General features: G+C 41.9%; 25 protein-coding genes and 1 tRNA gene. 9 read left to right on the forward strand and 17 right to left on the reverse strand.

The features are described 5' to 3' along the window. Positions 1-74 precede the first annotated feature (74 nt). Positions 75-1,115 carry a cobalamin biosynthesis protein CobW gene (gene cobW, locus GJB62_RS06110; protein ID WP_114082012.1) on the forward strand — a complete coding sequence of 347 codons (1,041 nt, stop codon included), beginning with the start codon at positions 75-77 and terminating at the stop codon, positions 1,113-1,115. A gap of 121 nt (positions 1,116-1,236) precedes the next feature. Next, positions 1,237-1,707 carry an ABA4-like family protein gene (locus GJB62_RS06115; RefSeq protein WP_114082013.1) on the forward strand — a complete coding sequence of 157 codons (471 nt, stop codon included), beginning with the start codon at positions 1,237-1,239 and terminating at the stop codon, positions 1,705-1,707. Positions 1,708-1,754: 47 nt separating this feature from the next. Here GJB62_RS06115 and GJB62_RS06120 read toward each other — a convergent pair whose 3' ends face one another. From GJB62_RS06120 to GJB62_RS06130, 3 genes are all read right to left on the reverse strand, one after another. Beyond that, positions 1,755-1,970, reverse strand: coding sequence for an acetyltransferase (locus GJB62_RS06120; RefSeq protein ID WP_114082014.1), 216 nt, complete (start codon positions 1,968-1,970; stop codon positions 1,755-1,757). 280 nt (positions 1,971-2,250) lie between these two features. After that, entirely contained in the window at positions 2,251-2,559 is a 309-nt protein-coding gene (locus tag GJB62_RS06125) for a DUF3181 family protein (RefSeq protein WP_114082015.1), read from the reverse strand. A gap of 119 nt (positions 2,560-2,678) precedes the next feature. Further along, positions 2,679-2,936, reverse strand: a complete 258-nt coding sequence (locus tag GJB62_RS06130; protein WP_114082016.1) for a 2TM domain-containing protein — start codon at positions 2,934-2,936, stop codon at positions 2,679-2,681. 533 nt (positions 2,937-3,469) lie between these two features. On the opposite strand from GJB62_RS06130, the gene GJB62_RS06135 reads away from it, so the two are divergent. Then, complete coding sequence (locus GJB62_RS06135) at positions 3,470-3,667, forward strand: DUF2795 domain-containing protein (RefSeq protein ID WP_114082018.1); 198 nt, start codon at positions 3,470-3,472, stop codon at positions 3,665-3,667. Here the strand turns inward: GJB62_RS06135 and moaC are convergent. After that, positions 3,648-4,178, reverse strand: coding sequence for a cyclic pyranopterin monophosphate synthase MoaC (moaC, locus tag GJB62_RS06140; protein WP_114082019.1), 531 nt, complete (start codon positions 4,176-4,178; stop codon positions 3,648-3,650). The two genes, GJB62_RS06135 and moaC, sit on opposite strands and share 20 nt — an antisense overlap. Before the next feature lie 33 nt (positions 4,179-4,211). Here moaC and GJB62_RS06145 point away from each other — a divergent pair. Further along, a tRNA-Arg gene (locus GJB62_RS06145) sits at positions 4,212-4,285 on the forward strand. A gap of 38 nt (positions 4,286-4,323) precedes the next feature. Here the strand turns inward: GJB62_RS06145 and GJB62_RS06150 are convergent. From GJB62_RS06150 to GJB62_RS06160, 3 genes are all read right to left on the reverse strand, one after another. Further along, positions 4,324-5,577 (reverse strand): MFS transporter, encoded by a 1,254-nt coding sequence (locus tag GJB62_RS06150; protein ID WP_114082020.1) that lies wholly within the window; start codon positions 5,575-5,577, stop codon positions 4,324-4,326. Positions 5,578-5,674: 97 nt separating this feature from the next. Further along, the gene (locus tag GJB62_RS06155) at positions 5,675-6,688 is read right to left on the reverse strand and encodes a glycosyltransferase family 2 protein (protein ID WP_114082021.1); all 1,014 of its coding nucleotides are present in this window, start codon (positions 6,686-6,688) and stop codon (positions 5,675-5,677) included. A gap of 14 nt (positions 6,689-6,702) precedes the next feature. Beyond that, the gene (locus GJB62_RS06160; protein ID WP_114082022.1) at positions 6,703-7,407 is read right to left on the reverse strand and encodes a C40 family peptidase; all 705 of its coding nucleotides are present in this window, start codon (positions 7,405-7,407) and stop codon (positions 6,703-6,705) included. Between the two features lie 9 nt (positions 7,408-7,416). Here GJB62_RS06160 and GJB62_RS06165 point away from each other — a divergent pair, with 9 nt between their 5' ends. Next, positions 7,417-8,349, forward strand: a complete 933-nt coding sequence (locus GJB62_RS06165) for a serine hydrolase (protein ID WP_114082023.1) — start codon at positions 7,417-7,419, stop codon at positions 8,347-8,349. Positions 8,350-8,614: 265 nt separating this feature from the next. Here the strand turns inward: GJB62_RS06165 and GJB62_RS06170 are convergent, their stop codons facing one another. The 9 genes from GJB62_RS06170 to GJB62_RS06210 form a co-directional block, all read right to left on the reverse strand. Continuing rightward, the gene (locus GJB62_RS06170; RefSeq protein WP_114082024.1) at positions 8,615-10,270 is read right to left on the reverse strand and encodes a metallophosphoesterase family protein; all 1,656 of its coding nucleotides are present in this window, start codon (positions 10,268-10,270) and stop codon (positions 8,615-8,617) included. A 230-nt stretch (positions 10,271-10,500) separates the two neighbouring features. Continuing rightward, positions 10,501-11,760, reverse strand: coding sequence for a glycoside hydrolase family 10 protein (locus GJB62_RS06175; RefSeq protein ID WP_114082025.1), 1,260 nt, complete (start codon positions 11,758-11,760; stop codon positions 10,501-10,503). A gap of 109 nt (positions 11,761-11,869) precedes the next feature. Then, positions 11,870-13,012, reverse strand: coding sequence for a hypothetical protein (locus GJB62_RS06180; RefSeq protein ID WP_114082026.1), 1,143 nt, complete (start codon positions 13,010-13,012; stop codon positions 11,870-11,872). Between the two features lie 667 nt (positions 13,013-13,679). Further along, positions 13,680-14,183, reverse strand: coding sequence for a hypothetical protein (locus tag GJB62_RS06185; protein ID WP_167755977.1), 504 nt, complete (start codon positions 14,181-14,183; stop codon positions 13,680-13,682). Positions 14,184-14,806: 623 nt separating this feature from the next. Further along, a complete protein-coding gene (locus GJB62_RS06190; protein WP_209271483.1) occupies positions 14,807-16,099 on the reverse strand; it encodes a toll/interleukin-1 receptor domain-containing protein in 1,293 nt (430 codons plus the stop codon). Positions 16,100-16,134: 35 nt separating this feature from the next. Further along, positions 16,135-16,881 (reverse strand): toll/interleukin-1 receptor domain-containing protein, encoded by a 747-nt coding sequence (locus GJB62_RS06195; RefSeq protein ID WP_114082027.1) that lies wholly within the window; start codon positions 16,879-16,881, stop codon positions 16,135-16,137. Between the two features lie 264 nt (positions 16,882-17,145). Continuing rightward, positions 17,146-18,057, reverse strand: coding sequence for an ROK family protein (locus tag GJB62_RS06200; protein WP_245246106.1), 912 nt, complete (start codon positions 18,055-18,057; stop codon positions 17,146-17,148). Positions 18,058-18,109: 52 nt separating this feature from the next. Then, positions 18,110-18,319, reverse strand: a complete 210-nt coding sequence (locus GJB62_RS06205) for a hypothetical protein (protein WP_114082029.1) — start codon at positions 18,317-18,319, stop codon at positions 18,110-18,112. 76 nt (positions 18,320-18,395) lie between these two features. Further along, on the reverse strand, positions 18,396-19,292 hold the full coding sequence (locus GJB62_RS06210; RefSeq protein ID WP_114082030.1) for an ABC transporter permease: 897 nt from the start codon (positions 19,290-19,292) through the stop codon (positions 18,396-18,398). 223 nt (positions 19,293-19,515) lie between these two features. On the opposite strand from GJB62_RS06210, the gene GJB62_RS06215 reads away from it, so the two are divergent. Next, positions 19,516-19,932, forward strand: coding sequence for a XisH family protein (locus tag GJB62_RS06215; RefSeq protein ID WP_114082031.1), 417 nt, complete (start codon positions 19,516-19,518; stop codon positions 19,930-19,932). Then, positions 19,920-20,255, forward strand: coding sequence for a XisI protein (locus GJB62_RS06220; RefSeq protein ID WP_114082032.1), 336 nt, complete (start codon positions 19,920-19,922; stop codon positions 20,253-20,255). The genes GJB62_RS06215 and GJB62_RS06220 overlap by 13 nt, the downstream gene beginning before the upstream one ends. A gap of 69 nt (positions 20,256-20,324) precedes the next feature. On the opposite strand, the gene trxB is transcribed toward GJB62_RS06220, so the two are convergent. After that, the gene (trxB, locus tag GJB62_RS06225) at positions 20,325-21,713 is read right to left on the reverse strand and encodes a thioredoxin-disulfide reductase (protein ID WP_114082033.1); all 1,389 of its coding nucleotides are present in this window, start codon (positions 21,711-21,713) and stop codon (positions 20,325-20,327) included. A gap of 367 nt (positions 21,714-22,080) precedes the next feature. On the opposite strand from trxB, the gene GJB62_RS06230 reads away from it, so the two are divergent. Together GJB62_RS06230 and GJB62_RS06235 are read left to right on the forward strand one after the other, a co-directional pair. Further along, positions 22,081-22,620 carry a type IV pilin-like G/H family protein gene (locus GJB62_RS06230; protein ID WP_114082034.1) on the forward strand — a complete coding sequence of 180 codons (540 nt, stop codon included), beginning with the start codon at positions 22,081-22,083 and terminating at the stop codon, positions 22,618-22,620. A gap of 111 nt (positions 22,621-22,731) precedes the next feature. Further along, a complete protein-coding gene (locus tag GJB62_RS06235; protein ID WP_114082035.1) occupies positions 22,732-24,942 on the forward strand; it encodes an O-linked N-acetylglucosamine transferase, SPINDLY family protein in 2,211 nt (736 codons plus the stop codon). Positions 24,943-24,963: the final 21 nt, after the last annotated feature.

Raw genomic sequence — 24,963 nt, forward strand, 5'->3', positions numbered from 1 at the left:
CAAACCAAGCTTAATCTCAGTATTTAAGTTTGTAACCCGTAAAACTTCTCATACTGAGTAAATCAGGCAAAAATATGGCAACGAAAATTCCTGTCACAGTGATTACAGGCTTCTTAGGTAGTGGAAAAACCAGCCTAATTCGCCACCTGCTACAAAACAACCAAGGTCGTCGCATTGCCGTTTTAGTCAATGAATTTGGCGAACTCGGTATTGATGGCGAATTATTAAAATCCTGTCAAATTTGCCCCGAAGATGGTGAGGGCGACACTAATATCTTTGAATTAACCAACGGCTGCTTATGTTGCACCGTGCAGGAAGAGTTTTATCCGACGATGCAAGAGTTAATCAAGCGGCGAGATAGCATCGACTGTATTTTGATTGAAACCTCTGGTTTAGCTTTACCAAAACCATTGGTGAAGGCTTTTCGCTGGCAAGAAATTCGCAACGCCGCTACTGTGGATGCGGTAATTACGGTGGTAGATTGTGCGGCGGTAGCAGCAGGGACATTTGCTAGCGATCCAGATGCGATCGCAGCCCAGCGCCAAGCAGATGATAATCTAGAACATGAAACACCCTTGCAAGAACTGTTTGAAGACCAACTTGCTTGTGCAGACTTAGTGGTGTTGAATAAAATTGACTTGGTGGATGCCGAGACAAAAGCGAGAGTTGAGGAATTAATTAAGCAAGAGTTGCCTAGAGTGGTGAAGATTGTCGAGAGCGATCGTTCTCAACTAGACGCATCTATATTATTAGGATTCCAAGCCGCAGTTGAAGATAATTTAGATTCTCGTCCCAGTCACCATGATACCGAAGAAGACCACAATCACGACGAAGAAATTACTTCAACTAATTTAGTTTTGGATCGTACCTTTGATCCAGAAAAGTTGCAACAGCAGTTAGAGAAATTAGCACAACAACAAGAAATTTACCGGATTAAAGGCTTTGTTGCAGTGCCAAATAAATCTATGCGTTTGGTGATGCAAGGCGTAGGAACGCGATTTGATAAATTTTACGATCGCCCCTGGAAACCGGAAGAAGCTAGGCAAACGCGCTTAGTTTTTATTGGACGTGATTTGAAGTCTTCAGAAATCGAATCGCAACTTGTAGCTTTATAAGTATAGTTAGATATCCGACTTCTTAAAGAAGTCGGGGATCTATATCGTGAGAGATACAAGTTAATAATAATTAGTTAATTCAAAACAAATAATAACTGAAAATTCTTCACCTGGCAAAAATATGACGATCTCTCAACTGTTTAATGCTGCCAATCTTTTTGTTTTGCCCTTTTGGGCGTTAATGATTTTATTGCCAAACTGGAAAGTTACACGGCAGATAATGTCATCATATTTGCCATTTGTGCTGTTAGCTGGAGCGTATTTGTATTTGTTTATCAGCAGTATTACGCCAGAAAATGCCCAAGCTTTATCGAATCCCCAATTAGCTGATATTGCACGATTCTTTGCAGATGAAACTGCTGCTGCAACAGGTTGGATTCATTTTCTAGTGATGGATTTATTCGTCGGTCGCTGGATTTATTGGGAAGGGCAAAAAACAGGTATTTGGACAATTCACTCTCTTGCACTGTGTTTGTTTGCTGGCCCTATGGGATTACTGTCTCATATCTTGACTTACTGGATTGCTAAGACATTTTTCCCGAAATTTCAGCAGAATGAAACGGTAAATGCAGAAGAAAAAGCTGCGTCATAATTTGGCACTTATTAGGGTAGCATGGCTATGCTACCCTACTTTAATAATTAACCGTTGTCGTGTCTATAGTCGGCATCTAACCAACAGCGTGGTAAAACTTCACCTGAAGGAAAAACGAGATTTTCTTTTTTAAAACTTTCAGGTTGCTGTTCTTCTTGACCTTCTTGGTCTTTTGCGTGAACAACATCATTATTCGGGTCAAGTAATTCCTGAATTTCAAGAATCTTGACTAATTCGCCACTATCTTTGACTTGTAAAAGCATAGAAATTGCCTCAATGAATTTGCATGAAAGTTCAAAGCGAGTCTCAATATAAACTCGCTCAAATCTAAACTGATTTTGAACGCGGATATTCCTTAATTGTTAAAGGAAATTTTTATTACAAATCCACACAGAAATTACACGAGATTTATCTGTGTGTACCTGTAGAGTTAATTTTTATAAAATAGACACAGCAAACATATACCTAATTCAGGAACTAAAATCGAATTAGGAAATGCTGATCAATAAAATTGTCAAACTAAGATAATCTTGGTTTTAGCGATTAGAACTCGCGTTGATATTTTTCCAAAATATCAACTAAAGTAACCTGGCATTGCAGTGGCAGTAAATCGATTAAAGGAATTTCACTTCTACCGCCGCCAATTTTTACTGAAATGGATTCCAAAACTTTTAAAACTTGGTCTTCATTTACACTGTTGGAAGTAATTAAAGGATAGAGTCGTTCGGCAACAAGGGTATGCAGTTTGGCATTCGATAGATAAAGATGCCATTTGGCAATGTCTATGTAGACATTTTCGCCAATTTCAGCTGCTAGGGCTTCTAGTAATTCCGTGGTGTTAGTCTTAGCCATAAAAATAACCCTACATTAAGAAAAAGTGCGAAATCTCAGGCTTTTTTACATTATCACTCAATTAAAAGGCTGATTCCACTACCACAGGTTACAATCGCCCTAGCATTAGTAGTCCGTCTTCAGGTGGATTTGGGTGGAGTTTCGGTGTAGTTAGCGATCGCACTAATATAAATCAGATGCGCTAACACTATTCCTGTCCAACTTAAAGTCACCCACGGCAGCCACTCCCAGGTAGTGCCTTTCAAAATGTGGAAAAACCACAAGCCAGAGTTAATCGTAGCAGCGATCGCTACATGGGTGGCAAAATTCATCCGGTCATCGATCTTACGATAATCAGCGTCTTTGCGATCGGGTTTGCGAGGCCAACGAGGAGGCATAAATATTTGTTACAGATTTAAATACACCCTATTTATTCTAAGGTTTTTGTGGCAGTGGTTGCTATTAGACCCTGACAACCGGAAGAAGCAGGGGACAAGGGAGCAGGGGACAAGGGGGAATGGCACGCTTGAAAAGCTGAAACCTCCTTGCTGGCATGGTGTGGGAGGTGTGGGAGGCAATGCAGCATTTGTTGATATGCAGTTATTCAATTTCTTCTCTTTCTTCCCACACTTCCCACACTCCCCACACTCCCTACACTCAAAAAGCAAGTTATATCAGGGCTTTGCGATTAACAAGCGTGCCATTCGGGACAAGAAGTGAGAACTTGAAACAAGTCTTTCCCCTTATCCCCAATTCTCCTTGTCCCCAAGTCCCCATTCCCCATCCCCCATTCCCCATCCCCTATACATAATTCATCAACCTAGTGGATGACCTTTTAAGTTATCTCAGTTAAAAATGATTCATCTGTTTGATAGAGGGAGCAAATATATCCACTTGTGAATATGGAAAGAACCTTTAGAGGTGGATAAAAATGGCTAAGGCAAACCCAGTTGAAATGCAAAAACACTTAAAAGGTGTTGACTACCCTGCTGGAAAGAAAGACTTGATTAAGCACGCTAAAAAGCAAGGGGCAGATAAGGAGATTATTTCTCTGTTAGAGAAACTGCCAGATGATGAGGAGTTTGATAGCCCAGCCGATCTCAACAAAACTATAGGTGAGATAATCTAGGTTCTTGCTCTGGCGGGGAATAATCTCCTGATTTCCCGCCACTCTTACTTATTAAACGAATCGATTCAATTTGAATCGACTTTTCTAAAGCTTTTGCCATATCGTATAAAGTCAGCGCAGCCACAGAAACAGCAGTTAAGGCTTCCATCTCTACACCAGTTTCAGCTTTAGTTTTGACTGTGGCTTGAATTTGATAACCAGGTAGTTGCGGGTCGGGTATAATTTCGACCGCTATTTTTTGCAAAGGCAACGGATGACATAGAGGAATTAAAACGGCTGTTTGCTTGGCTGCCATAATCCCAGCCAATCTTGCAGTTGCTAACACATCACCTTTTGGGACATTTCCGGCTTGAATCGCAGCAAAGGTTGTTGGCAGCATTCGCACATTGGCAGCAGCTACTGCTTGGCGGATGGTGGGTGCTTTATCAGACACATCTACCATCTGTGCCTGTCCGTGTTGATCTAGATGGGTTAAGCTGGCAAAATTAGATAGAAAATTATCTTGCGTCATTTAGTTGAACGTGTTAATATAGATTGTCGGTGAGGGCGTGTAGCTCAGTGGACTAGAGCACGTGGCTACGGACCACGGTGTCGGGGGTTCGAATCCCTCCTCGCCCGTTTTATCAGGCTAAGAGTCAAAAGTTAGGAGTGAGGAATTAAATTTCTTCACTCCTAACTTTTAAGTTTTTCAAGGCATAAGCATCTGGAGCTAGACCTATTGCAAAGCGCAGGGAGTTGGATAGGTTTTTGCTCGACTGGGTGACGAAGATAACAAGTGCAACAGAAGTGATCGCAGCACCGTAGCCAAACATATCGCGGTAGCCGACTTGTTCTGCGATAATGCCCAAAAGAGAAGCAGCGATCGCAATTCCTAAATCAAGTCCAGCTATACATAGAGCAAAAATTTGTCCCCGTTCTTCTGGCAGTGAGCGGTCTGCCATCATCACGATCATCATCGATATTAGTGTACCACCACCAGCACCTTCAGCGATCGCAGCCAATAAGAAAACCATCGGGCTGTAAGCTTGCCACAGCAGTATTAACGCTAAAACATAACAAAAAATACCAAAGGTGATAAATAAACCACGACCAAAGCGATCGCTTGCCTTACCAGCAAATATCCTGATACTAAAACTAGAAATTGCCGCAGCTGTAAAAAACAGTCCGCCATTGAAGTCTACCTGACTGGATTTGAGGAACAACGAGACAAAGGTATGTACAGCACCGATAGACAAACCAACCAGCAACATAACTATAGTTGGAACTTTCACCTGTGGACTGCTCAAAATTTGCCAATAATTGCGATTTTCTGCCTCAGTTTGCTCTTGTGTATGCACTGGCGGATTTATGACTTGTACAATTCCCAAGAGAGCGAAAAAACCCAATTCCGCAGATACCAGAAATAATATTCCGTAACCACTTGTAGCTTCTAAATACCCACCCAAGGCAGGGCCAATTGCTAAACCAAGGGGAGTTGCTAGGGTCATGTAACCAATGATTTCGCCACGAGTTTCTGCGGGAGCTAAATCTGCGATTAAGGCACTGTAGCCAGTTGTAAAAGCAGCAACGCTAATACCGTGAAAAATCCGCACCAGGATCAACAGCCCAATTGATTGAGTTGCCAAGTAACCAAAGGGTGCGATCGCAGCTACTATCGTACCAATCAACAAGACAATTTTTCGACCACGTTCATCGGCTAACCGTCCCAGCATCGGGCGAAATAGCAATAACCCAATGGCAAAACTGCCCATCACAATCCCAATTTCTTGCTTGCTTGCGCCCACATCATCGATGTAAAGCGGTAAGGTTGGTAAAAGCGAAGACAAACTCGACCAGAATAATAAACCTGCTGTAAATAAAACCAGCAGGTTGCGCCGTAGTTCGGTGTCAAAAGTATTAAGTGCTTTCAAGGTAGATGCAATTTAATGAGGTTTTGTCATTTGTCATTTGTCATTTGTTATTTGACCAATGACCAATGACCAATGACTAATGACTACTATTGTTACGTTACTTAACAATTTTTGCTACTACTTCTCGCACGCGATAGATAGGCCGTCCTTGGGATTCATGGTATGTACGCATGAGCAATTCTGCTAAAAGACCGAAGCAAAATAACTGCACCCCAGTTACTAGCAGGAGAACAGCCAAACTTAGCAACGGGCGATTGCCAATCATCTCACCTAAAGCTAATTTGACAAAAGTCAAGTAAATTCCGATCGCTGTGCCTGAAACCATTGAAATCAAGCCCAACAGCCCAAAAACGTGCATTGGCCGGGTGAGGAATTTTTTCATAAATAGAATGGTTAACAAATCCATCAACACCCGGAATGTCCGCCAAATCCCATATTTACTGCGACCAAAACGACGGGCGTGATGACGCACGGGTATTTCAGTAATTCTAGCTCCTTCGATGTACGCCAAAGCGGGTAAAAATCGGTGTAGTTCACCGTAGAGGTTCATATCTGCCAACAATTCTGCACGATAAGCTTTCAGCGAACAGCCATAATCATGAATATTCACGCTAGTGGTGCGACGAATTAGCCAGTTAGCAATTTTGGAAGGAAGTAACCGATTTACAGCACCATCTTGGCGTTTTTGCCGCCAACCACTTACCAAATCGTAACCCTCATCCAGCTTTGCTAATAACATAGGGATATCAGCCGGATCATTTTGGAGATCGGCATCTAAAGTAACGATCGCTTTCCCGGCTGCATAATAAAATCCAGCAGCCATCGCCGCAGTTTGTCCGTAATTGCGACGCAAAATTACCGCCTTTAAATCAGTGCGGTTTTGCGCCTCTTTTTTCAGAAAATCCCCGGAACCATCTGTAGAACCATCATCCACACAGATGATTTCATAATTTACCTGACTAGAAGATAAAGTAGATGCGATCGCTTCTAATAAAAGCGGCAAACTTTCCACCTCATCATGTATCGGCACCACCACCGAAACATCTGGGACAATAGTCGAAATCGTCCCATTCTCCTCACTCAACCCTTGATCAACCAACCCACTCCTCATAAGCCTCAGCGCCCTCAGCGTCTCTGTGGTTCGTAACTCTTAAAAACTCTACCAGCACCTCGCAGCTGCTGATAATACGACAGACTAACAGCATCTCCCTGTTCCGAGAGAATATCAATCGCAATTCCATCCCGTCCCTGATCTTTACCAGAACTATGGATGTAATAACCATCAGCTAAATAAAGCCCGACATGGGTTGCTTTTTGGTTAGTTCCAAAAAATACCAGATCCCCAGCTGCTAGTTCTGCAATAGTAATTGGTTGGGTAAATCCTTCCTGTTGATAGGCATCTCTAGGTAGCCAAATCCCCACCGAAGCAAACGCCGCCTGCATCAACCCAGAACAGTCATAATTTGGCCCAACCGTACCACCCCAAAGGTAATAATTGGATTGTTGCATCGCTTTCTTGGTAAAGGCGATGACCTCTGCGAGGAGTTTTTTAATTTCAGATTCAGAAAATGTTGCAGCCTGATAAGGTACAGTAGCAGGTTGTAATGAATCAAAATCTGAAAGAGATAACCATCCCGGATAGTCATCTTCACACAAATACACCTCGAACGCTAAATTTTGACGATTTGATGTTACCCACAAATGCCTTCCAGATGCAGATTGAGTTGCTAAACGTGTACATTCAGGAGAATCATATAAATTTAGGTCAGCTAAACACTGATACTCCCCTAATTTTGGATTTTGGACTTCGGATTTTAGATTAAAGGACATTATTAGAGAATGATTTTTTTTAATAAAGACGAACAACTCGAAAATATTGGTAATGGCATTTTAGATGCAACTTGGGCAGCATTTCCGACTTTAGCCCGGAATCAAATTGCCTTGACTTGGGTTGTTTACGATCCACCAGTGCGAGTAAATACTGGTGGGGCGCTGACTCCCAACGCTTTTTGGGATCATCCAGTCCGTGGTTTTACTTATCGCGGTGTTGAACGGATTTATCCCGCCAGTGTAGTCAAGCTATTTTACCTGGTGGCGGTAAATGAATGGCTAGAAAAAGGCATGACTCAAACCTCCAAAGAGTTGGAACGCGCTTTGCGGGATATGATTGTCGATTCTAGTAACGATGCTACCAGCTTGGTTGTGGATATTTTAAGTGGTACTACATCTGGGCCAGAATTACCAACCGGGCCCTTTGAAACCTGGAAATATCAGCGTAATATCGTTAACCGCTATTATCAATCTTTGGGTTGGGAAGAAATGGAGACGATTAACGTCTGTCAAAAAACCTGGAGTGAGGGCCCTTATGGACGAGAACGGGCATTTGTGGGAGAGTTACTAGAAAATCGCAATATGTTGACCACAAATGCGATCGCTAGGTTACTGCATAGTATTGTAGGTGGAGTTGCGGTTTCCAGTGCGCGATCGCAAGCTATGATGGCTTTACTCAAACGTCCTCTCAACGATTTGCCCACTGACAGAGAGGAAGATCAGGTAACAGGTTTCTTAGGTGGTGGAATTCCTGAAAATGCTCAAATTTGGTCAAAGGCAGGTTGGACAAGTCAAGTTCACCATGATGCCGCGTATATTGAATTACCAGAACAGCGCCCTTACCTATTAGTGGTATTTACTGAAGGGAAAGCCCAAGCCAAGAGTCGAGATATTTTACCCTTCGTTTCTAAACTAGTTGCCGATGCGATTAGCAGCTTATAATCCAATAGCATGGATTAATAACTTCTTTCTTCTCTCTGTGTTCTCTGCGCGGCAGTCGCTCATGGGGGAAACCCCCTTGGCGCTAGCCTCTCCCTTTGGGAGAAGACCGCGCTGCCTTGCCTCTGCGGTTCGTTAAAAAAATGGACTTTAATAATGAGCCATAACTGAACCGTATTAGCCTATAGCAATCCTTGATTATTTGCAAACAACAATATCCCCGACTTATCGAATAAGTTGGGGAGCTAAATCCGCCGATTTTCACAAATCAAATAGGATTGCTATATTTCAACTTAAATTCGTCAAACTTCACTACTTCCGAATCAGGCTTGTGAGTGTCAAAGCGATAACTACTTATTGTCCCCGCCCCCGTATCAAAAATACTAAAAACCGTAATATTATTACTCGAAATATAAGGTATCGGCTTTCCATCTTCACCCAACAAAGGGGAAATTGTGGGCACTATTGGTTCCAAACCATTGGGATCGCCAACCTTAACATAATCCTCTTGATATCCAATTGGCACTTCTCGCTTTCTGTCACCCCAAGCAGCGCCGTAAGTATTGCCAACATTAGATGTTTCTAGAAAGTGCATTCCACTGGGACTAACAAAGCGATTCCACAAATGAGAATGCCCATAGAATACCAATTGCACATTAGCCGCTTCTAATAAAGGCACAACATCGCGGATAATATAATCTGCATCTTTCGGGTATTCGTAACGCACTGCTTTAATATTATTACCATCTCGTTCAACTATTTGAACAGGTTCTGTATAAGCAGGAACGATATTATCACCCAGAGTATGGGGAGGATGATGGAACATCACAACTTTGTGTTTTGCTTGTTTAAATTCAGGGCTGTTGAGTTCTGCTTCTAGCCAATTATACTGCTTGCTTCCTTTAGCAATTGGCTCATAAATTAGCTGTCCATAACCCCAATTTTCAGGATTATTTAAATCGTTTTCAGCTTCCTGATATCTCCCTCTGCGCTTTCTATCTAAGTTGGGAGTTCGCCACATATTCGTAGCGTACAGTACCACTAAACGCACATCCCCAAAACTGACTGCATAATACCTTTTTCCACCCTCTTTACTTTTTGGTAAAGAGAAAATCTCTTCGTAGGTATTAGTATTAAAAGAATTATCTATTAAAGATTTGTCTCGATAAATTTTTTGAGCAACGACGCGGGGAATTGTATCATCAAATTCATCATTTAAACTTCCCATCCTGGCAAATCGCCCCATCACCTCATGATTACCAATGCAAGTAAACATGGGTGCGTGTTGAATTATTTGTCCACCAGTGTAGGTTGTCTTAATGTCGTTGTGCGTCATTTCATAAGTAGCACGACCTTGTAAGCCGGGAAACAACGCACCACCACTATTATCATCAAACCATTCTGAGGCGCGATCGCTAACATTCACTAAATCACCGGCAAACCACACCCCATCAACTCGTCCAACTGTTTCTACCACCTTTTGCAGATTCGCTGCTGTCATCGGCTTTAATTGATGATCTGAGGTAAGTAAAATTTTTAGTGGTGTATCTGGTTTGGGAGTAGCTGCAAGGGTAAAAACATCACTGTTAATACTCTCGTCGTCTTCTCGCACACTCGTAACCCGATAGTTTAACCGCACGCCAGGAGTTAACCCACCTACCTCAGCTTCATGTCGCCAAATGTCGCGCTGGACTGGTTTTTGATAAACTTCACCGTCTTTAGTTTGGTTTCCAACTCTTGATTGCTGGTCTTCACGAGTGCGACTGAGTTTAGTAGTATTTGCCTTAGCAGTTTGTTTAAGATTTTCACCATAAGTTACTGTGTGGTTAACACCAGCAAACTCAGTAAACCAAACTACTTGCACTGAGGTTTCAGTTGGTAGTTGTAAAAATGGATCGGTGAGCAGTTGGGGTGCTGATGTCATAATTGTTTGCCCAAATGAACGCACGCTTACCAGAGTAAGGCATATCACAAGCGCCAGCATAGCCACTAAAGAAATTTTACGGCTGTGTAAGCGTCTGATCATGAGTAACATCCCAAATTTTTAGAGTATTCACCGACTCAACGCTTCGCTCGTTTTCATAAAAAGACCGTGGAGAAATCGAAGTCATTAGTACCAATGACTAATGACCAATGACCAATGACTAATGACTCTTAACTAAATGGTTTCCAACCTGCTAGCAAATTCGGGTAAGCGACAGGTGTGGGGAAAATCTTCTGGAAGCCAGTTTGACGTTCTTGTGGCTTTTCTTTGCTCATATTCCAGAGGGATTCATAGAAAAAGAAAGAGACTCCAGCAAAATTGCGATCGCGGATTTTTTGCACTTGTGTCTGAATCTGTTGCATCGGCACAGATCGGTTTTTTAACCCAGCCAAAATACCCACACTCACTGGAATATGGCTTTTTGCCGCTTTTACTTCTGGATATTCTAATTCGTTAACAAAAACATTCAAATCATCACGATATATCTGCAAAACTAAGTCTTCAATGATTCCTAGCCGTTCCCACTTTTGCCAGTCCGCTAAAAAGAACTCGTAAGAAAAACGTTGAGGATTAGGTGCAATGGAAACTAGGCAATCTTTTTTAGTAGCTTTGATGGTTTTGAATACCCGTTTCATAAACTCGGTAATTTTGTTAGCTCTCCAACGCACCCATTCTGGATCTCTAAAATTTTTGGAGGGAGCTTTACCACGGTGTTCTTTTTTGTAAAGTGCCACTGTGTAAGCATCGTAACCTAATTCTGATGGTAAGCCAAAATGGTCATCAAATTGAATGCCATCAATATTGTAGTTTCTGACAATTTCAACGATTAAATCTTGGATAAATTGTTGTACTTCTGGGCGAAAGGGATTTAGCCAAACACGGTTATGCGTGCCTTCTTTGACAATCCGAGTCCCGTCGCTGTGGCTAGTGAGCCATTGGGGGCGATTTTTAGCTAAGAGAGAGTCGGCTGGTGCCATGAAGCCAAATTCAAACCAGGGAATCACTGTTAGCCCTTTTTGATGTCCCACATCGACAATTTCTTTGAGGATATCTCGCCCTTGCAATCCCGGTGTGGGATCGAGCGATCGCCCAATTACTTTTTGGGCAACTTTGCTGGGATACAATGTATATCCCCAATTCCAAACCGCCGGATATATGGTGTTAAAATTGAGTTCATCAAGGCGTTGCAAAGATCCCTTGAGGCGATCGCGCTCAAATAACACATCACTATCAATATTTGTTAACCACACCCCCCTTAGCTCAGATGCCAGTTTTGGCGGTAGATTAATTTGAGCGTTCAATGGGAAAGATAGCATTACCGTAGCTACCACACTCAAGGTAACGATAACGGCAAATAACCCCGACTTTCTGCTTTGGCGAATATTCCACCAAGAATGAAACTCAACACACCACTTGAGAAACCTTTTCATCATTTGTTAGAGATATCATCAAATTATGAACAATCAGCATGAATAGCGATCGTTTTGATTGTAAGCGCTAAAACAATCGCTATTTAATCTCATTGCTGAGGTTGATCATTTATTGGGCGCTGGCTACGAGTTGATTCCAAGCTTTGACTGCTGCTTGTAAATTCGTTGGTAGATTATTTCGAGAAATATCATTGTACTGAACTGTACCCTTTTGGCTGGTAAGAGTGAAGGTGATATAATCAGCAGCACCACTAGGGGCTGGGTAACTCAAATTTTGGAATTTACTAAAATTAGAGCGTTCCAAATATCTCTGAAATTGTTGCACCTGTTGCACAGAAACGCTGCGAACACTACGTTCAGAATCGTTAGCATCACCAATTCGCACGCGAATCAATCGCCCATCTTTTAGTAAGACAGTCTGGTAGGTTCTGCCAGCAAAACCGCCACTGGAGATTTGCCGAAATACTATATCTCGATCTAACGGTGGTGGTAACTCGCTAGCTGGAATTTGCACAGGGGTAAGTGTACCTTCGTTAGCCTTTTGATTCAGTCTGACTGCGGAACCTGTTTGATTAGTATGATAAACCAAGGTTTGGTCAACCGCACCAACAACTACTCGCCAGCCTGATACCAAATTTTGGGTACAGAGTTCATCAGCATTAGCTAATTCTAAACAGCCATTTCTCCAAGTTTGCTGTTGAGCCTGAATGATGGTTAGCTGAGAAATTGGCTGTTGCAAACGTCTGGATGCAGCTTGCAAAACAGCATTTTTTACAGACGCAGGTAATTCATCTGGCAGGTTGTTAGAGGGAGTATTTGCCGAAGCTAAACGTAGCGATCGCCCATTGTTATTGGTATGATAAACCCAGTTTTGTTTGCCATTAGACACCACAATCCGCCAACCAGGAACTAACGCTTGGGTGCAGATTTCATCCGATTGAGGCAGTTCCAAGCAACCATTACGCCAAGTCTGTTGACTATAATCAATAATTTGCAGTTGGCTAGTAAAAATTCCTTGTCTGCGGGCTAAATCTCGCAGTACCGCCTTAGCTACTGGACGTGGCAAGCGATTTGGTTTAACATTATCTTTGAGGACTTTATTGTTTGTTTCTAACGAGAAGTTAGCAGAAGCGCCCGTTGCATCTTTGATAAGCGTTAAACTGCTAGTTACAGACAAAATTCCAGTCAAAATCAAAGCAGTAAAAATTCGTGCTTGATTGGTGTTAAGGTATTTTTTCAGCATGGTTTTCATCGTAATATAGCGATGTTACTCAATAGTTATAGAACTGGGAAATAGTATCCAACCACGTGTAGGCAATAAAATATATAATTCCAGTACTTCACCAGTTGGAATTAATTTAGTATATTTGTCCTGAAACAGATATAAATACAGACGCTGATGTACTAATTGTTTGTTCCTTATACAAATTCTGGATGAAAATTGCACTCAATCAAAACGCCATATATCCCAATACGCTTGGGTTAAGCGCTATTTGTACAAAATCGTGGGTTTTGAGATGCGATAAATCGCCGTCTCTACAAGTGTTTTGGTCTTATCTGAACTGTATTGCCCTATATTTTACGGCAATCTAGGAATAACTAAGAAGCTTAGATTTCATTAGATAAAAACTTTGTTGTGGATTCTTCTCCACGCCCCTATCTGGGAAAATAGCTTTTTAGTTCCGATGTAGAGGATGAGAACTAGGAAAAGCTTATGAAGCTAGGTTTTTAGGACTTATGTATACACCATATCCTCGCATTACAGAAAAATGGAAGCAAGGTTTTCCATATCCCATGAGAAGTTAGGGTAAGCGAAGGTTAAATAAAAGTAATTTTATAAATAATTGAACAGAACCGTAGTTTATATTTTGCTCGGCTCAACCTAGCATCTACAATATTTTGAGTAATATCAGGCAATATTAGGCGCTGATGGCTCGTTGTTCAGATTCAACTAACTGATTGTGAGATACATCAAATCTGATAGTACTTGCTGCCCAGTCTTTGAAATCTGGTGCTAACCAGACTAGCTTGCGGAGAATTTCATCATTAACCCACAACATCAAGGGAAACCGAAACTGTTTCCGAAACTCATTTCGCATGATGTTAGTACTGATGATTAGTTGGTTAATTTCTACTACGGATTCTAAACCCCGTACCATCAAAGCTTCGGGTTGGGTAGCACCAATCGCACTTGTAATAGCTGTATACAATGTGTCAGCCGCAGGTGAGAGCAAGACTTCGTGGATATCTGTCGATGAAAATTCTGTTAACAGATTCAGCACTTGCTGCTGTCTTTCAACACTGTTACAACAAGCTAATATCAGTGAGAACTCCCCATCAGAAACCATCATCGCCCTTGCCAGCCTCTTAGTGGATGCTGTGCTGCTAACTGTGTCCTTTTCTGAATTACTTAAGCTGATCATTAAAAAATCCTGCTTTTAATTTTAAAAATATCGGAGCAATATTCAGTTATTCTACCCTATGTATTTTTATGTAAAAGTGTTAAGCAGTTAATTTATGATAAGTTTTTCTCTTAAATTAACTCTAATACTACGGATTGCCTAACAAAAGAGGATATTCTGCATGATCTCACACTTACAATTAAGGGATAATGTAAAGGTAGTATTAAAATCACGTAAGCAAAAGATAACGCAAGTAAAAAAAAGATGGGAAAAAATTAACAATTTAATTACACTATATTTTTATAAATTTTGGCATCTACCATTGGTTAAGTAGTTATTTTTTGTATGGAGTTAAAAAAATATTCAGTATTAGTCTAACAACAAATATTCGCAAGTGGGAGAAAATTTAATTCATCCTTTTGATAGAACTGTGGCTCAAAGATTTCTCGTTATTCAGAGGATACGGAATTTTTAGCTTTATTAAGATTGGTTAAGAATACCTGAAATATAACAATTCATGAATTCAGACAAATCTGAAAGGGAAATACAACACGCTGAGTTTATTACGCATCATCAATAACAGGCGATGTCTACGACGAGCTACGCTAACGCACGCCCTTGAGATGAATAAGACTGAGAATCTTCTACCCACCAAATAAACGCCCCCAAAAACCCTTCTTCTTATTTCTATAAATCTCTAAGTTGTTACGAATAAGAGTGTTACTAGGGTTAAGGCGAACAGCTATTTCCAGTTCGGCGATCGCTTCTTCCAACTTCCCTTGATCGTAGAGCGCAATCCCCAGGTTATTGTGAGCGCTTGCAAGGTTAGGGTCAATTCGCAAAGCTATTTGGTAGGCTGCGATCGCTTCTTCCAACTTCCCTTGATCGGACAGCGCAATCCCCAGGTTATTGTGAGCGTTTGCATAGTTAGGGTCAATTAGCAAAGCTCTTTGGTAGGCGGCGATCGCTTCTTCCAACTTCCCTTGATCGGACAGCGCATTCCCCAGGTTATTGTGAGCGTCTGCATCGTTAGGGTCAATTAGCAAAGCTCTTTGGTAGGCGGCGATCGCTTCTTCCAACTTCTCTTGACCGTACAGCGCAATCCCCAGGTTATAGTGAGCGTCTGCATCGTTAGGGTCAATTAGCAAAGCTCTTTGGTAGGCGGCGATCGCTTCTTCCACCTTCCCTTGATCGGACAGCGCAATCCCCAGGTTATTGTGAGCGATTGCATAGTTAGGGTCAATTAGCAAAGCTCTTTGGTAGGCGGCGATCGCTTCTTCCAACTTCTCTTGACCGTACAGCGAATTTCCCAGGTGAATGTGAGCGATTATAGAGTTCGGGTCAAGATAGAGGGCTGCTTTGTACTTGATGGCTCCTTCCTCGAACTTTTTAGCTTCGCGCAAACGATCCGCTTCGTTTATCAAGCTTGTCACTTGATATTGACGTTCTTCCAGTTCTGGTGTTGTTTGTTGTGGGGGTGAGGAATTCGAGTTAGCAACTGATCGCGCCGCCTCTCGAATTCCTTTAACAACCTCCAAGAATGCCTCATCTCGATCGTTCCAGCTTTTTATCGGTTTGCGATTACTTGGCAGTGGGGACAATTGATTAATGGGAGGAGTTTCCCAATCCGTATAGCGTAGCAAGATTGGGATAACACGAGCCTTTTTAGTTGCATTCTGTTCTAAAGCTCGTGTAACTTCAATTGTCCAGTGATAATCAGAATCGATAAAATCAGGGCTAATTAGCAATAAGATCAGCCCAGCCTGGTTTAAATGCCGATCGATTTCGCCTTTGATTTCTTGCCCAGCGACAATTTTGCGATCGTTCCAACTTGTAATAATGTTTTCTCGACGCAAAGACGCTAAATGCTTCTCTAACTCTTGGCGTAGCGTCTCATCTTCCTGGTGGTAAGAAATAAAAACTTCAATAGATTTCATGGAGGATATGGCAGGCTGGCTGGTTTAAAAGACAACTACAATAGTTTTTGCTCGATTTCCTCAAGCTGTCGCTCTAATCTATTTTGTTCTGTTTTGGTATCCTGAATTTGCACTTTTAGCTTCAGCTTTGTAGATACATCCGTTTCAATAGCGTATGCTTTACCCAGCAGTCCCAATTTTTTGCTCATGAGGTCATACTGTTCTTGCACTGAATCCCGTTCTTGCTCCCATCGCCGACGCTGGCGCTCAGTTAATACCCCACTTGTTCCAGAAGGGCTGGAAGTTGCAGGTGTAGTATTTTTAGCAGGAGTTGAGGAAGAAGTGTTTGATTTCGCCATTTCTTCAACTACTCTGCGAATCCCTTGAGCGACATTTAAAAAAGCCTCATCTTGGTCTTGCCAGGTTGTAACAGGTTTAGCATTTTTAGGTAGTGCTTGCAGTTTACCAAAAGGTGCGCTATTCCAGTCGTCAACTGGCTTGAGAATAATGGGAATTACACGAGCTTCCCGCGTTTGGTGTCGCTCCATTGCCCGCTTCATTTCTTTGTCGTAGCAGTAATCTGAAGCCAGAAAGTTAGCACTCACTAGCAGCAGAATGATATCTGCAATATTAAGATTATCATCTATCTCATTAGCCCATTCTCTACCAGCACTGATTTCGCGATCGTGCCAAGCTTCGATAACTCCCTGACGTTTCATCATGCTCAAATGAGTTGCCAATTCGTCACGCAAGGCTTCATCTTTGTGGGAGTAGGAAAAGAATACTTTAACTGCATTAGACATAATTCTTGGTTCAATATCATCAAATTACTGTACATGAATATACAGTTGAACTTTTCAACGATAAAAGCCCAAACAAAGAATTCTGAATAATACCCTGTAATTAAATTCACAGAACCCCGACTTCTTTGAAAAGTCGGGATTCTTATCTCTCACGAATTATTAAGTAGGGCTGATCAAAGCAAATGATTTTGCGATCGCTATTCGCCAATTTTCAAAGCAAATAAAGCGATCGCCAAGCTATATGTATAACTGAGATTACACGATCTAAAATCTCGAATAGTGTTGTAATGCCAGCCTAGCTGCACCCACGATCCCAGCAAAATTGCCTAACTCTGCTGGCAAAATCTGTAAACCATCTCGTGATAAAGGCTGCACTCGCTTCTCAATTTCTGCCTTCACTGCTGGTAAGAAAAACTCAAAGCTGCCACTTATACCGCCACCAATGACGATCGCTTGCGGTGTGAGTACATAAATCAAACTCGTCAAGCCAATTCCCAGGTTTTTACCATATTCTTGCCAAAAAGTCAATGCTGCGGCTTCTCCTTGTTGAGCAAGAACACCCAATTCGATGGGTTCTTTGAGAGTGCGGCGGCGAATGGCAGTAGCAGAGGCATGTTGTTCTAAAGAGCCTTGATTGCCACTATTACAAATTGGCCCATCAGGATTTAATGAAATTAAACCCAATTCCCCGGCGGCTCCCTGATGTCCAATAAATAGTTTGCCATTGAGGATAATCGCACCACCAACCCCAGTTCCTAAAGTTAGGAGAATCAAATTTTGAAATTGACGACCGGCTCCCAGCCAAGCTTCTCCCAAAAGAGCGCAATTGGCATCATTAGCGATCGCAGTCGGTTTGCCAGTTTTAGCTTCTAACCAGTCTGCTAAAGGCACATCGATCCATCCAGGTAAGTTAATGGCGATTTTAGCGATGCGTCCTGCGGCATCAGAGGGGCCAGGAGTCCCAACACCAATAGCAAAAGTTTCATTATTTGGATCAATTTGCGCGATCGCATCTACCAGCACCGCCAGCACGGCCTCCGGCGTTGTCGGCTGGGGAGCCGCCATAGTCAAAGATTGCAAACAAGTTCCATCGGCTGTAAACCGCCCCAGCTTAATTGCTGTTCCCCCCACATCAATGCCAATTACTTGAGAACTCACCATTTTGTCATTTGTCATTTGTCATTGGGCATTGGTGAACAGCTATTCCCTATTCTCCAGTTCATTTTTTTCATTCGCGATCTGTTCGCGTAGCATCTCCGCCTGGAAGAAGACGCGAAGCTTTCAACTCCGATTTCTGTAAATTAGCAAAAGTCGTGGTGCGAAAACTCGATTGCTCCTGCCAAGCTGTAACTGGCGCACCTCTTAAGATGCCAGCAAGGGCAACAGAAAGGAGAAACCCACCAGTAGCGGCGGCAATTAACGTCAGGTTATCTTTCACACAAATCTCTCCAGTTATCAAATTACTAGTTATTAATGATTAGCCCGTTGACTGATAAGTGTCCACTGTTTGCTAACTATTTTCGGATTCTATTTTCTCTCCGTAATCGAGGATTGACAAATTCGTTTAACCCCTCACCAAGTAGTGATAACCCTACCACCATGAATGTCATGGTTAAACCAGGGAAAAGCGTAGTCCACCAAATGCCAGTAGGTAGAGCTTCTAGGGCTTGTTTTAAATCATGTCCCCATTCTGGCACTTCTTCGGGAAGTCCTAGCCCCAAAAAGCCCAAACCGCCCAACACCAAAATTGCATCAGCAGCGTTGAGTGTAAAGAGGACGGGTACGCTTTGAATGACGTTGAAAAATAGATAACGAGAAAGCACAACCCAAGTGGAAGCGCCCATTGCTTGAGCTGCTTCGATGAAGACTTCAGTTTTCACACTAACAGTGTGGTTGCGAACAACGCGATAATATTGGGGGATGTAGGCAATGCTAATAGCGATCGCTGCATTTAATATCCCACGCCCCACAACAAACGCCAGTGTTACAGACAGCAGTAGCCCCGGTAAAGTGTAGATGCTATCCATCAAAAACAGCAACACTTTATCCAATTTACCGCCGAGATAACCACTCAGCATCCCCAGAGGCACACCGATAATCATACTCAGCGCTGTTGCCAAGATCACCACCTGTAAGGCAGCTTGAGCGCCGAACAATGTCCGGGAGAAGACATCGTAACCCAGGCGACTAGTGCCAAACCAATGTTTAGCTGAGGGTGGCTCGTGAATTGGATTAGAGAGAAAATCTTTCGGGTTTTGCAGCCATCCCCAAGCTTGGAATACAGGAGCGAAGAATGCCAGGAAGATGAAAAATAGGGTGATGGCTAACCCAATGAGCATAAGTTTTTGGGAAAGATTGGAACTTTTGCCAAACTGTAAAAATGTCGGTAGTCGCCGTTTTGTAATGGCCATGTGTGATCGCCTGGATCAAAGCTTGATACGCTGACCATTTTACATATCAGATAGGTTATTGCGTAAATATTCTGGATAAAAGTCCGGCTGCTTCACGGTATATACAGAGTTAGACTGAGGTAGAGATGAGACTATGCCTTATTTTTGCTAGAGATAAATTACCAGCCAGTGTTACCACAAAGTTTAATTATTCCAAGTAGAAAAAATTTTAATATGCTTTGATATGCCTGCAAGAGATATTTATCATGATGCTGTTAAGAATGCCTTAATTCAAGAAGGCTGGATAATTATAGATGACCCTTTACATTTAAAGTGGGGTCAAAAAGATATGTATGTAGATTTAGGAGCTAAACAACTCTTAGCCGCAGAACAAGGGTGTAAAAAAATAGCTGTAGAAATTAAAAGTTTTGTTAGTCCTTCGGAAATGGCAGACCTCAAAGATGCTATTGGGGGATTTATCATGTATCGTGCTGTTATCCATCGTCTGGAACCAGAAAGAACATTATATTTGGCAGTACGTGATAGCGTATTTACAGCTTTGTTTGAGGAACCAATTGGTACACTTTTAATAGAAACTGAGAATCTCAAGTTACTCGTTTTTAATCCAGAAACTGAGAGGATTATCCAATGGATACCTTAGATATTTATCGACGGATCATCAAAGAGGTATTAGTACCCTACACACAAATTCCTTATTCGCACGCAGCTATTGAATGTAAAGCAGTATTTGATAGCGAAAATGACAGTTATTTGCTGATAACTTTAGGCTGGGATGGTGTAAAGCGAATTCACGGTTGCTTAGTTCATATTGATATTATTGATGGCAAAATTTGGGTGCAACGAGATGACACAGAAGATGGTGTTACCTACGAATTGGTAGCAGCAGGAATTCCCAAAGAGAAAATTGTCTTGGGATTTCACCCGCCAAATGTTAGGCAACACACAGGATATGCTATTGCCTAACTTATTAAGGCTACCATTTAAGCCAACTGTAGCGGGTTATTGGGCAGAGTCTTCCCTACTCCCTATTCCCTAAAGATTACTTTCAATTAACTGGCGATATTCGGTTTTTTGCTTCACGCCTTTCACTTCCTTCACCAATTCCTTGTTTTTGAACAATTGAACCGTTGGAGTTCCTGTCACACCAGCATTTTCAGCAATATCTCGGTCTTTATCGATGTCAATTTCTACAAAGTGAATTTTGCTGTCAAATTCATCCACTACTTTATTTAAAATTGGCTTCAGGGTATGACAAGGGCCGCAACCAGGAGAGACGTACTTAACAAGGAGTAAGCGATCGCTTTCATGGAACAATTTCCGTAGAGCATAACCTCCCTCATGGCGCGTCCCATTCAAATTAAATCCAGCTTCTTCCTCTGCTTCAGTCTTTTTGGCTGGCTGATGTTCTAATTCATTGTCTGCTATTTCTAGCTGTTGATGGAATTCTTGAATCAAGCCACTGGATGACAACCAGCGTTCTGCTAACATCGCCGCCATACAGCCAGTACCCGCAGCTGTAATTGCTTGGCGAAACTCATGATCTTGTACGTCACCGGCTGCAAAAACACCCTCTACACTAGTTTCTACAGAACCGGGTTTAGTGACAACGTAACCTACCTCATCCAGTTCTAGTTGTCCCTTAAATAAAGAGGTGTTGGGACTGTGACCAACGGCGTAGAATAAACCCTTAGCGTGCAGTTGACTTTCTTCACCAGTTTTAGTGTTGCGGATTTTCACCCCTTCCATGTGACCATTACCGAAGATATCCACGGCTTCTGTGTTCCAATGCACCTGGATTTTTGGGTTGCTCAAAACCCTGTCTTGCATAGCTTTAGAAGCCCGCATTTTATCAGTGCGTACCAACATATTTACCTTAGAGCCGTATTTGGTGAGGTAAATAGACTCTTCCGCCGCCGAGTCGCCAGCACCAATTACAGCCAATTCTGCACCGTGAAAAATTGGTGTTGCACCATCGCAAATTGCACAAGCGGAAATACCTCGACTCCAAAATTCATGTTCGCTAGGTAAACCCAAACGCTTTGCTGTCGCACCCGTAGCAATGACAATGCTATTGGTTTTAATTTCCCTTTCTTGCGATCGCACTGTAAATGGACGCTGACTCAAATCAACTGATATAACATCTTCAGTATATAGTTCCGCTCCCCAGCGCTCCGCCTGCGCCTTCATCTGATCCATCAGTTCCGGCCCAGTAATCCCTTTGGGAAACCCTGGAAAGTTCTCGACTTCCGTTGTTGTCATTAATTGCCCACCAGGTAAACCCCCGGCTTGGAAACCTTCAAATACAACAGGTTTCAAATTAGCGCGTCCGGCATAGATGGCAGCTGTGTACCCTGCTGGTCCAGAACCGATAATTACTAAGTTTTCTACTGTGGGGTTAGTCATGACCATATATAAACTCATAACGACTACGCTTAATATAGCATAACAAATTGTGATTGGCTATATCAGATGGTAAGCGATGTCTGTGACGGGCTACGCCTACGCAAAATGCCTACAGTACTCATCCTTTTAACCGCTAGGGCTGTTGTTGAAAGTATTTCTTGATAGTTTCAACATTTAGTTCTAGTAATTCTGCTATTTCTTGAATGCTCATAGCTTTTTCAATGCCAGGGGCTTAGTGATGTTTGCGTCATTTGGGATGCAAGAATTCTGGATTGTGTAACTGGATCTTCCCAAACTTTTTTTCTGAAGGTGATAGGAAAGCGATCGCAGTTGGGTAAGTTATATCTAGAACACACCAGCACTTCCTACCCCAGGGAAAACACTTATGAAAACCGAACTAAAAGCCAAATTTCTTCAACACATCATCGGCAAAAAGAAGGAAAACGAAGGTTTTACACTTATTGAATTACTAGTAGTAATTATTATCATCGGTATTTTGTCTGCGATCGCACTACCTTCTTTCTTGAACCAAGCTAACAAAGGTAAGCAGTCAGAAGCTAAACAGTACTCCGGTTCCATGAACCGCGCTCAACAAGCATATTTCCTAGAAAATGGTTCATTCACTACCGAGCTGAATTCATTAGGGATGGGTATTAGAAGCCAAACTGAGAACTACATATACGCAATTGGTGGAGCTGCAACTGGCGTTAGTAATAATGGCTACTCGTTGAAAGCACCACTTAAATCCTATGTAGGTGTTGTAGCTTTGTCTATACAAGCAGGTACTAGTGAAGCAACCACTTTAGCAGTTTTGTGTGAGTCTGATGCAGTTGGTGCGCGTTCAGCAACAGTGGCTCCAGCATTTGGTGGCACTCCAGTAGAACCTTCTTGTCCATCAAGCTTCTCGCCACTGAAGTCTAAGTAAAATCCTTAGCCAGATCAAATTGATTAAAACATTCATGGAGTGGGTAGTATATACTACCCACTTTGATTTTTTTTAGTTCCTGCAATAGTACTCTTGTAAAAATTCTTAGCTATGACTTCTGTACAACTTTATACTGATATCACCTCCCTAGAACAGCAAGCCCAACAATATTTCATCAAAGACAACTACAGTCAAGCTGCTAACTGCTACGAACAAGCTATTGAAACAGAACCGGAAGTGAAATCTCACTACTGGAACTTAGGATTAATGTTGCTATTGCAGGGACAAGAAACAGAAGCACAGATGACTTGGCTGCTAGGTATAGGTGAGGGAGAAGTTCAAGAAGTTGAGCAGTGGACAGTTGAATTGGTAGAGGTGCTGCAAACCGAAGCTGAACGCAGAGAGACGTTAGCAGACTATAAAGTTGCTTGGGCAATTCGCCAGCATATCCGGGAAATAAATCCCACAGATATTAACAATCTATTGTATTTGATTGAGCTAGCTATCAAACAGGAAACGCTTATTGATGATGAATTAACTTCTCTAGGGGTAATTGAGTTAATTCAGTCAGAAGCAACTGTAGATATTCCGTTATTGTTTCATGTGTTGGAGAGTATTCTTAATTACGCTCCTTTCCATCCCGCAGTCCCAGCATTTGTAGAAGCTTGTCTAGTTCATGTTCACGAGCCTCAACTTTTCATTAAAATTTTACTTCCAGCTACAATTCAAATTGCCCACTCAATGCGGCAACCAAAACTTGCGGCATTACTTCTTGAGCTATATTTACGTCTCGAACCTGAAAATCTAGCAATTTTGCGCCATTTGGCTGCTTTTTATTTCAAAGCTAATGATTATTCTAAAGGGATAGAAGTAGCAAAGTTATGCTACTCGCTATCAAATACATTAATTGATCAAATTTTTGCAATACACCTACTCCATCGAGGATTAATGGATTCTCCTGATTGTTGGGAAGAAGCCTGTGAAGTTTTTGAAAAACAGCAAAATATGATGATGCTACTATTAGAAGAAAATCCTCTAGCCTTGCGCTCCAACGAGGTTTTACATCTCTTTAATTCCAACTATTTCGCTCCATATTTGCAAGATAATATTAAACAAAATAGATATATTCAGAATCAAATTGCCCATCTTTGTCAGCTTAATGTAGAAAACTATGCTAGCCAAGAAGTACAGCGATATCAACAGCGAACTTCCAAAGGGCGAAATAGCAAACTAAAAATTGGATACTTGTCGCATTGTTTATCTAGGCATTCAGTCGGCTGGTTAGCGCGGTGGTTGATTCAGCATCATAACCGCGAAGAATTTGATATGTATGGTTATTTTATAAATTATAAACAGATAAATGATCCGCTACAAGAATGGTATGTTCAGCAATTCAATCAAGCTTATAAAGGTGGAATTTATAGTGAAGATATTGCTGAAAAAATTCACCAAGATAAAATTGATATTTTAATCGATTTGGATAGCATTACACTAGATATAACTTGTGAAATCATGGCGCTAAAACCCGCACCTGTGCAAGCAACATGGTTAGGTTGGGATGCTTCGGGAATACCAGCAGTTGATTACTTTATTGCTGATCCTTATGTTTTGTCAGAATCTGCTCAGGAGTACTATACAGAAAAAATCTGGAGATTACCCCAAACCTATATAGCAATAGATGGTTTTGATGTGGGTGTACCTACTTTACGGCGGGATTCTTTAGATATTCCTAATGATGCTGTCATCTATCTCAGCGCTCAGAGAGGATTTAAGCGCCACCCAGATACAGCAAGACTGCAAATGAAAATTATCAAAGAAGTTCCCAATAGCTATTTCTTAATTAAAGGGTTAGCCGACTCTGAAGCCGTGCAGAAATTTTTTATGCAGCTAGCAGAAGAAGAGGGTGTAAAATGCGATCGTCTGCGATTTTTACCTCAAGATCCTGCTGAGACTGTCCACAGAGCAAATTTAACTATTGCTGATGTCGTATTAGATACTTTTCCCTACAACGGAGCTACGACAACCCTAGAAACACTCTGGATGGGTATCCCCTTAGTAACCAGAGTAGGACAGCAATTTGCGGCTCGTAATAGCTACACCATGATGATGAATGTAGGTGTGACAGAAGGTATTGCTTGGAGTGATGAAGAATATGTAGAGTGGGGTGTGCGTTTGGGGAAAGATGAAGCTTTACGCCAGCAGGTGGCTTGGAAATTGAAAGCATCTCGACAAACAGCACCCTTGTGGAATGGTAAGCAATTTACCCGTGAAATGGAGAAGGCTTACAAGGAAATGTGGCAGAACTATATTGACAAAAAATAAGCTAGTAGTAAGGTAGAACTT

The organism is Nostoc sp. ATCC 53789 (assembly GCF_009873495.1).
Classification (GTDB): domain Bacteria; phylum Cyanobacteriota; class Cyanobacteriia; order Cyanobacteriales; family Nostocaceae; genus Nostoc; species Nostoc muscorum_A.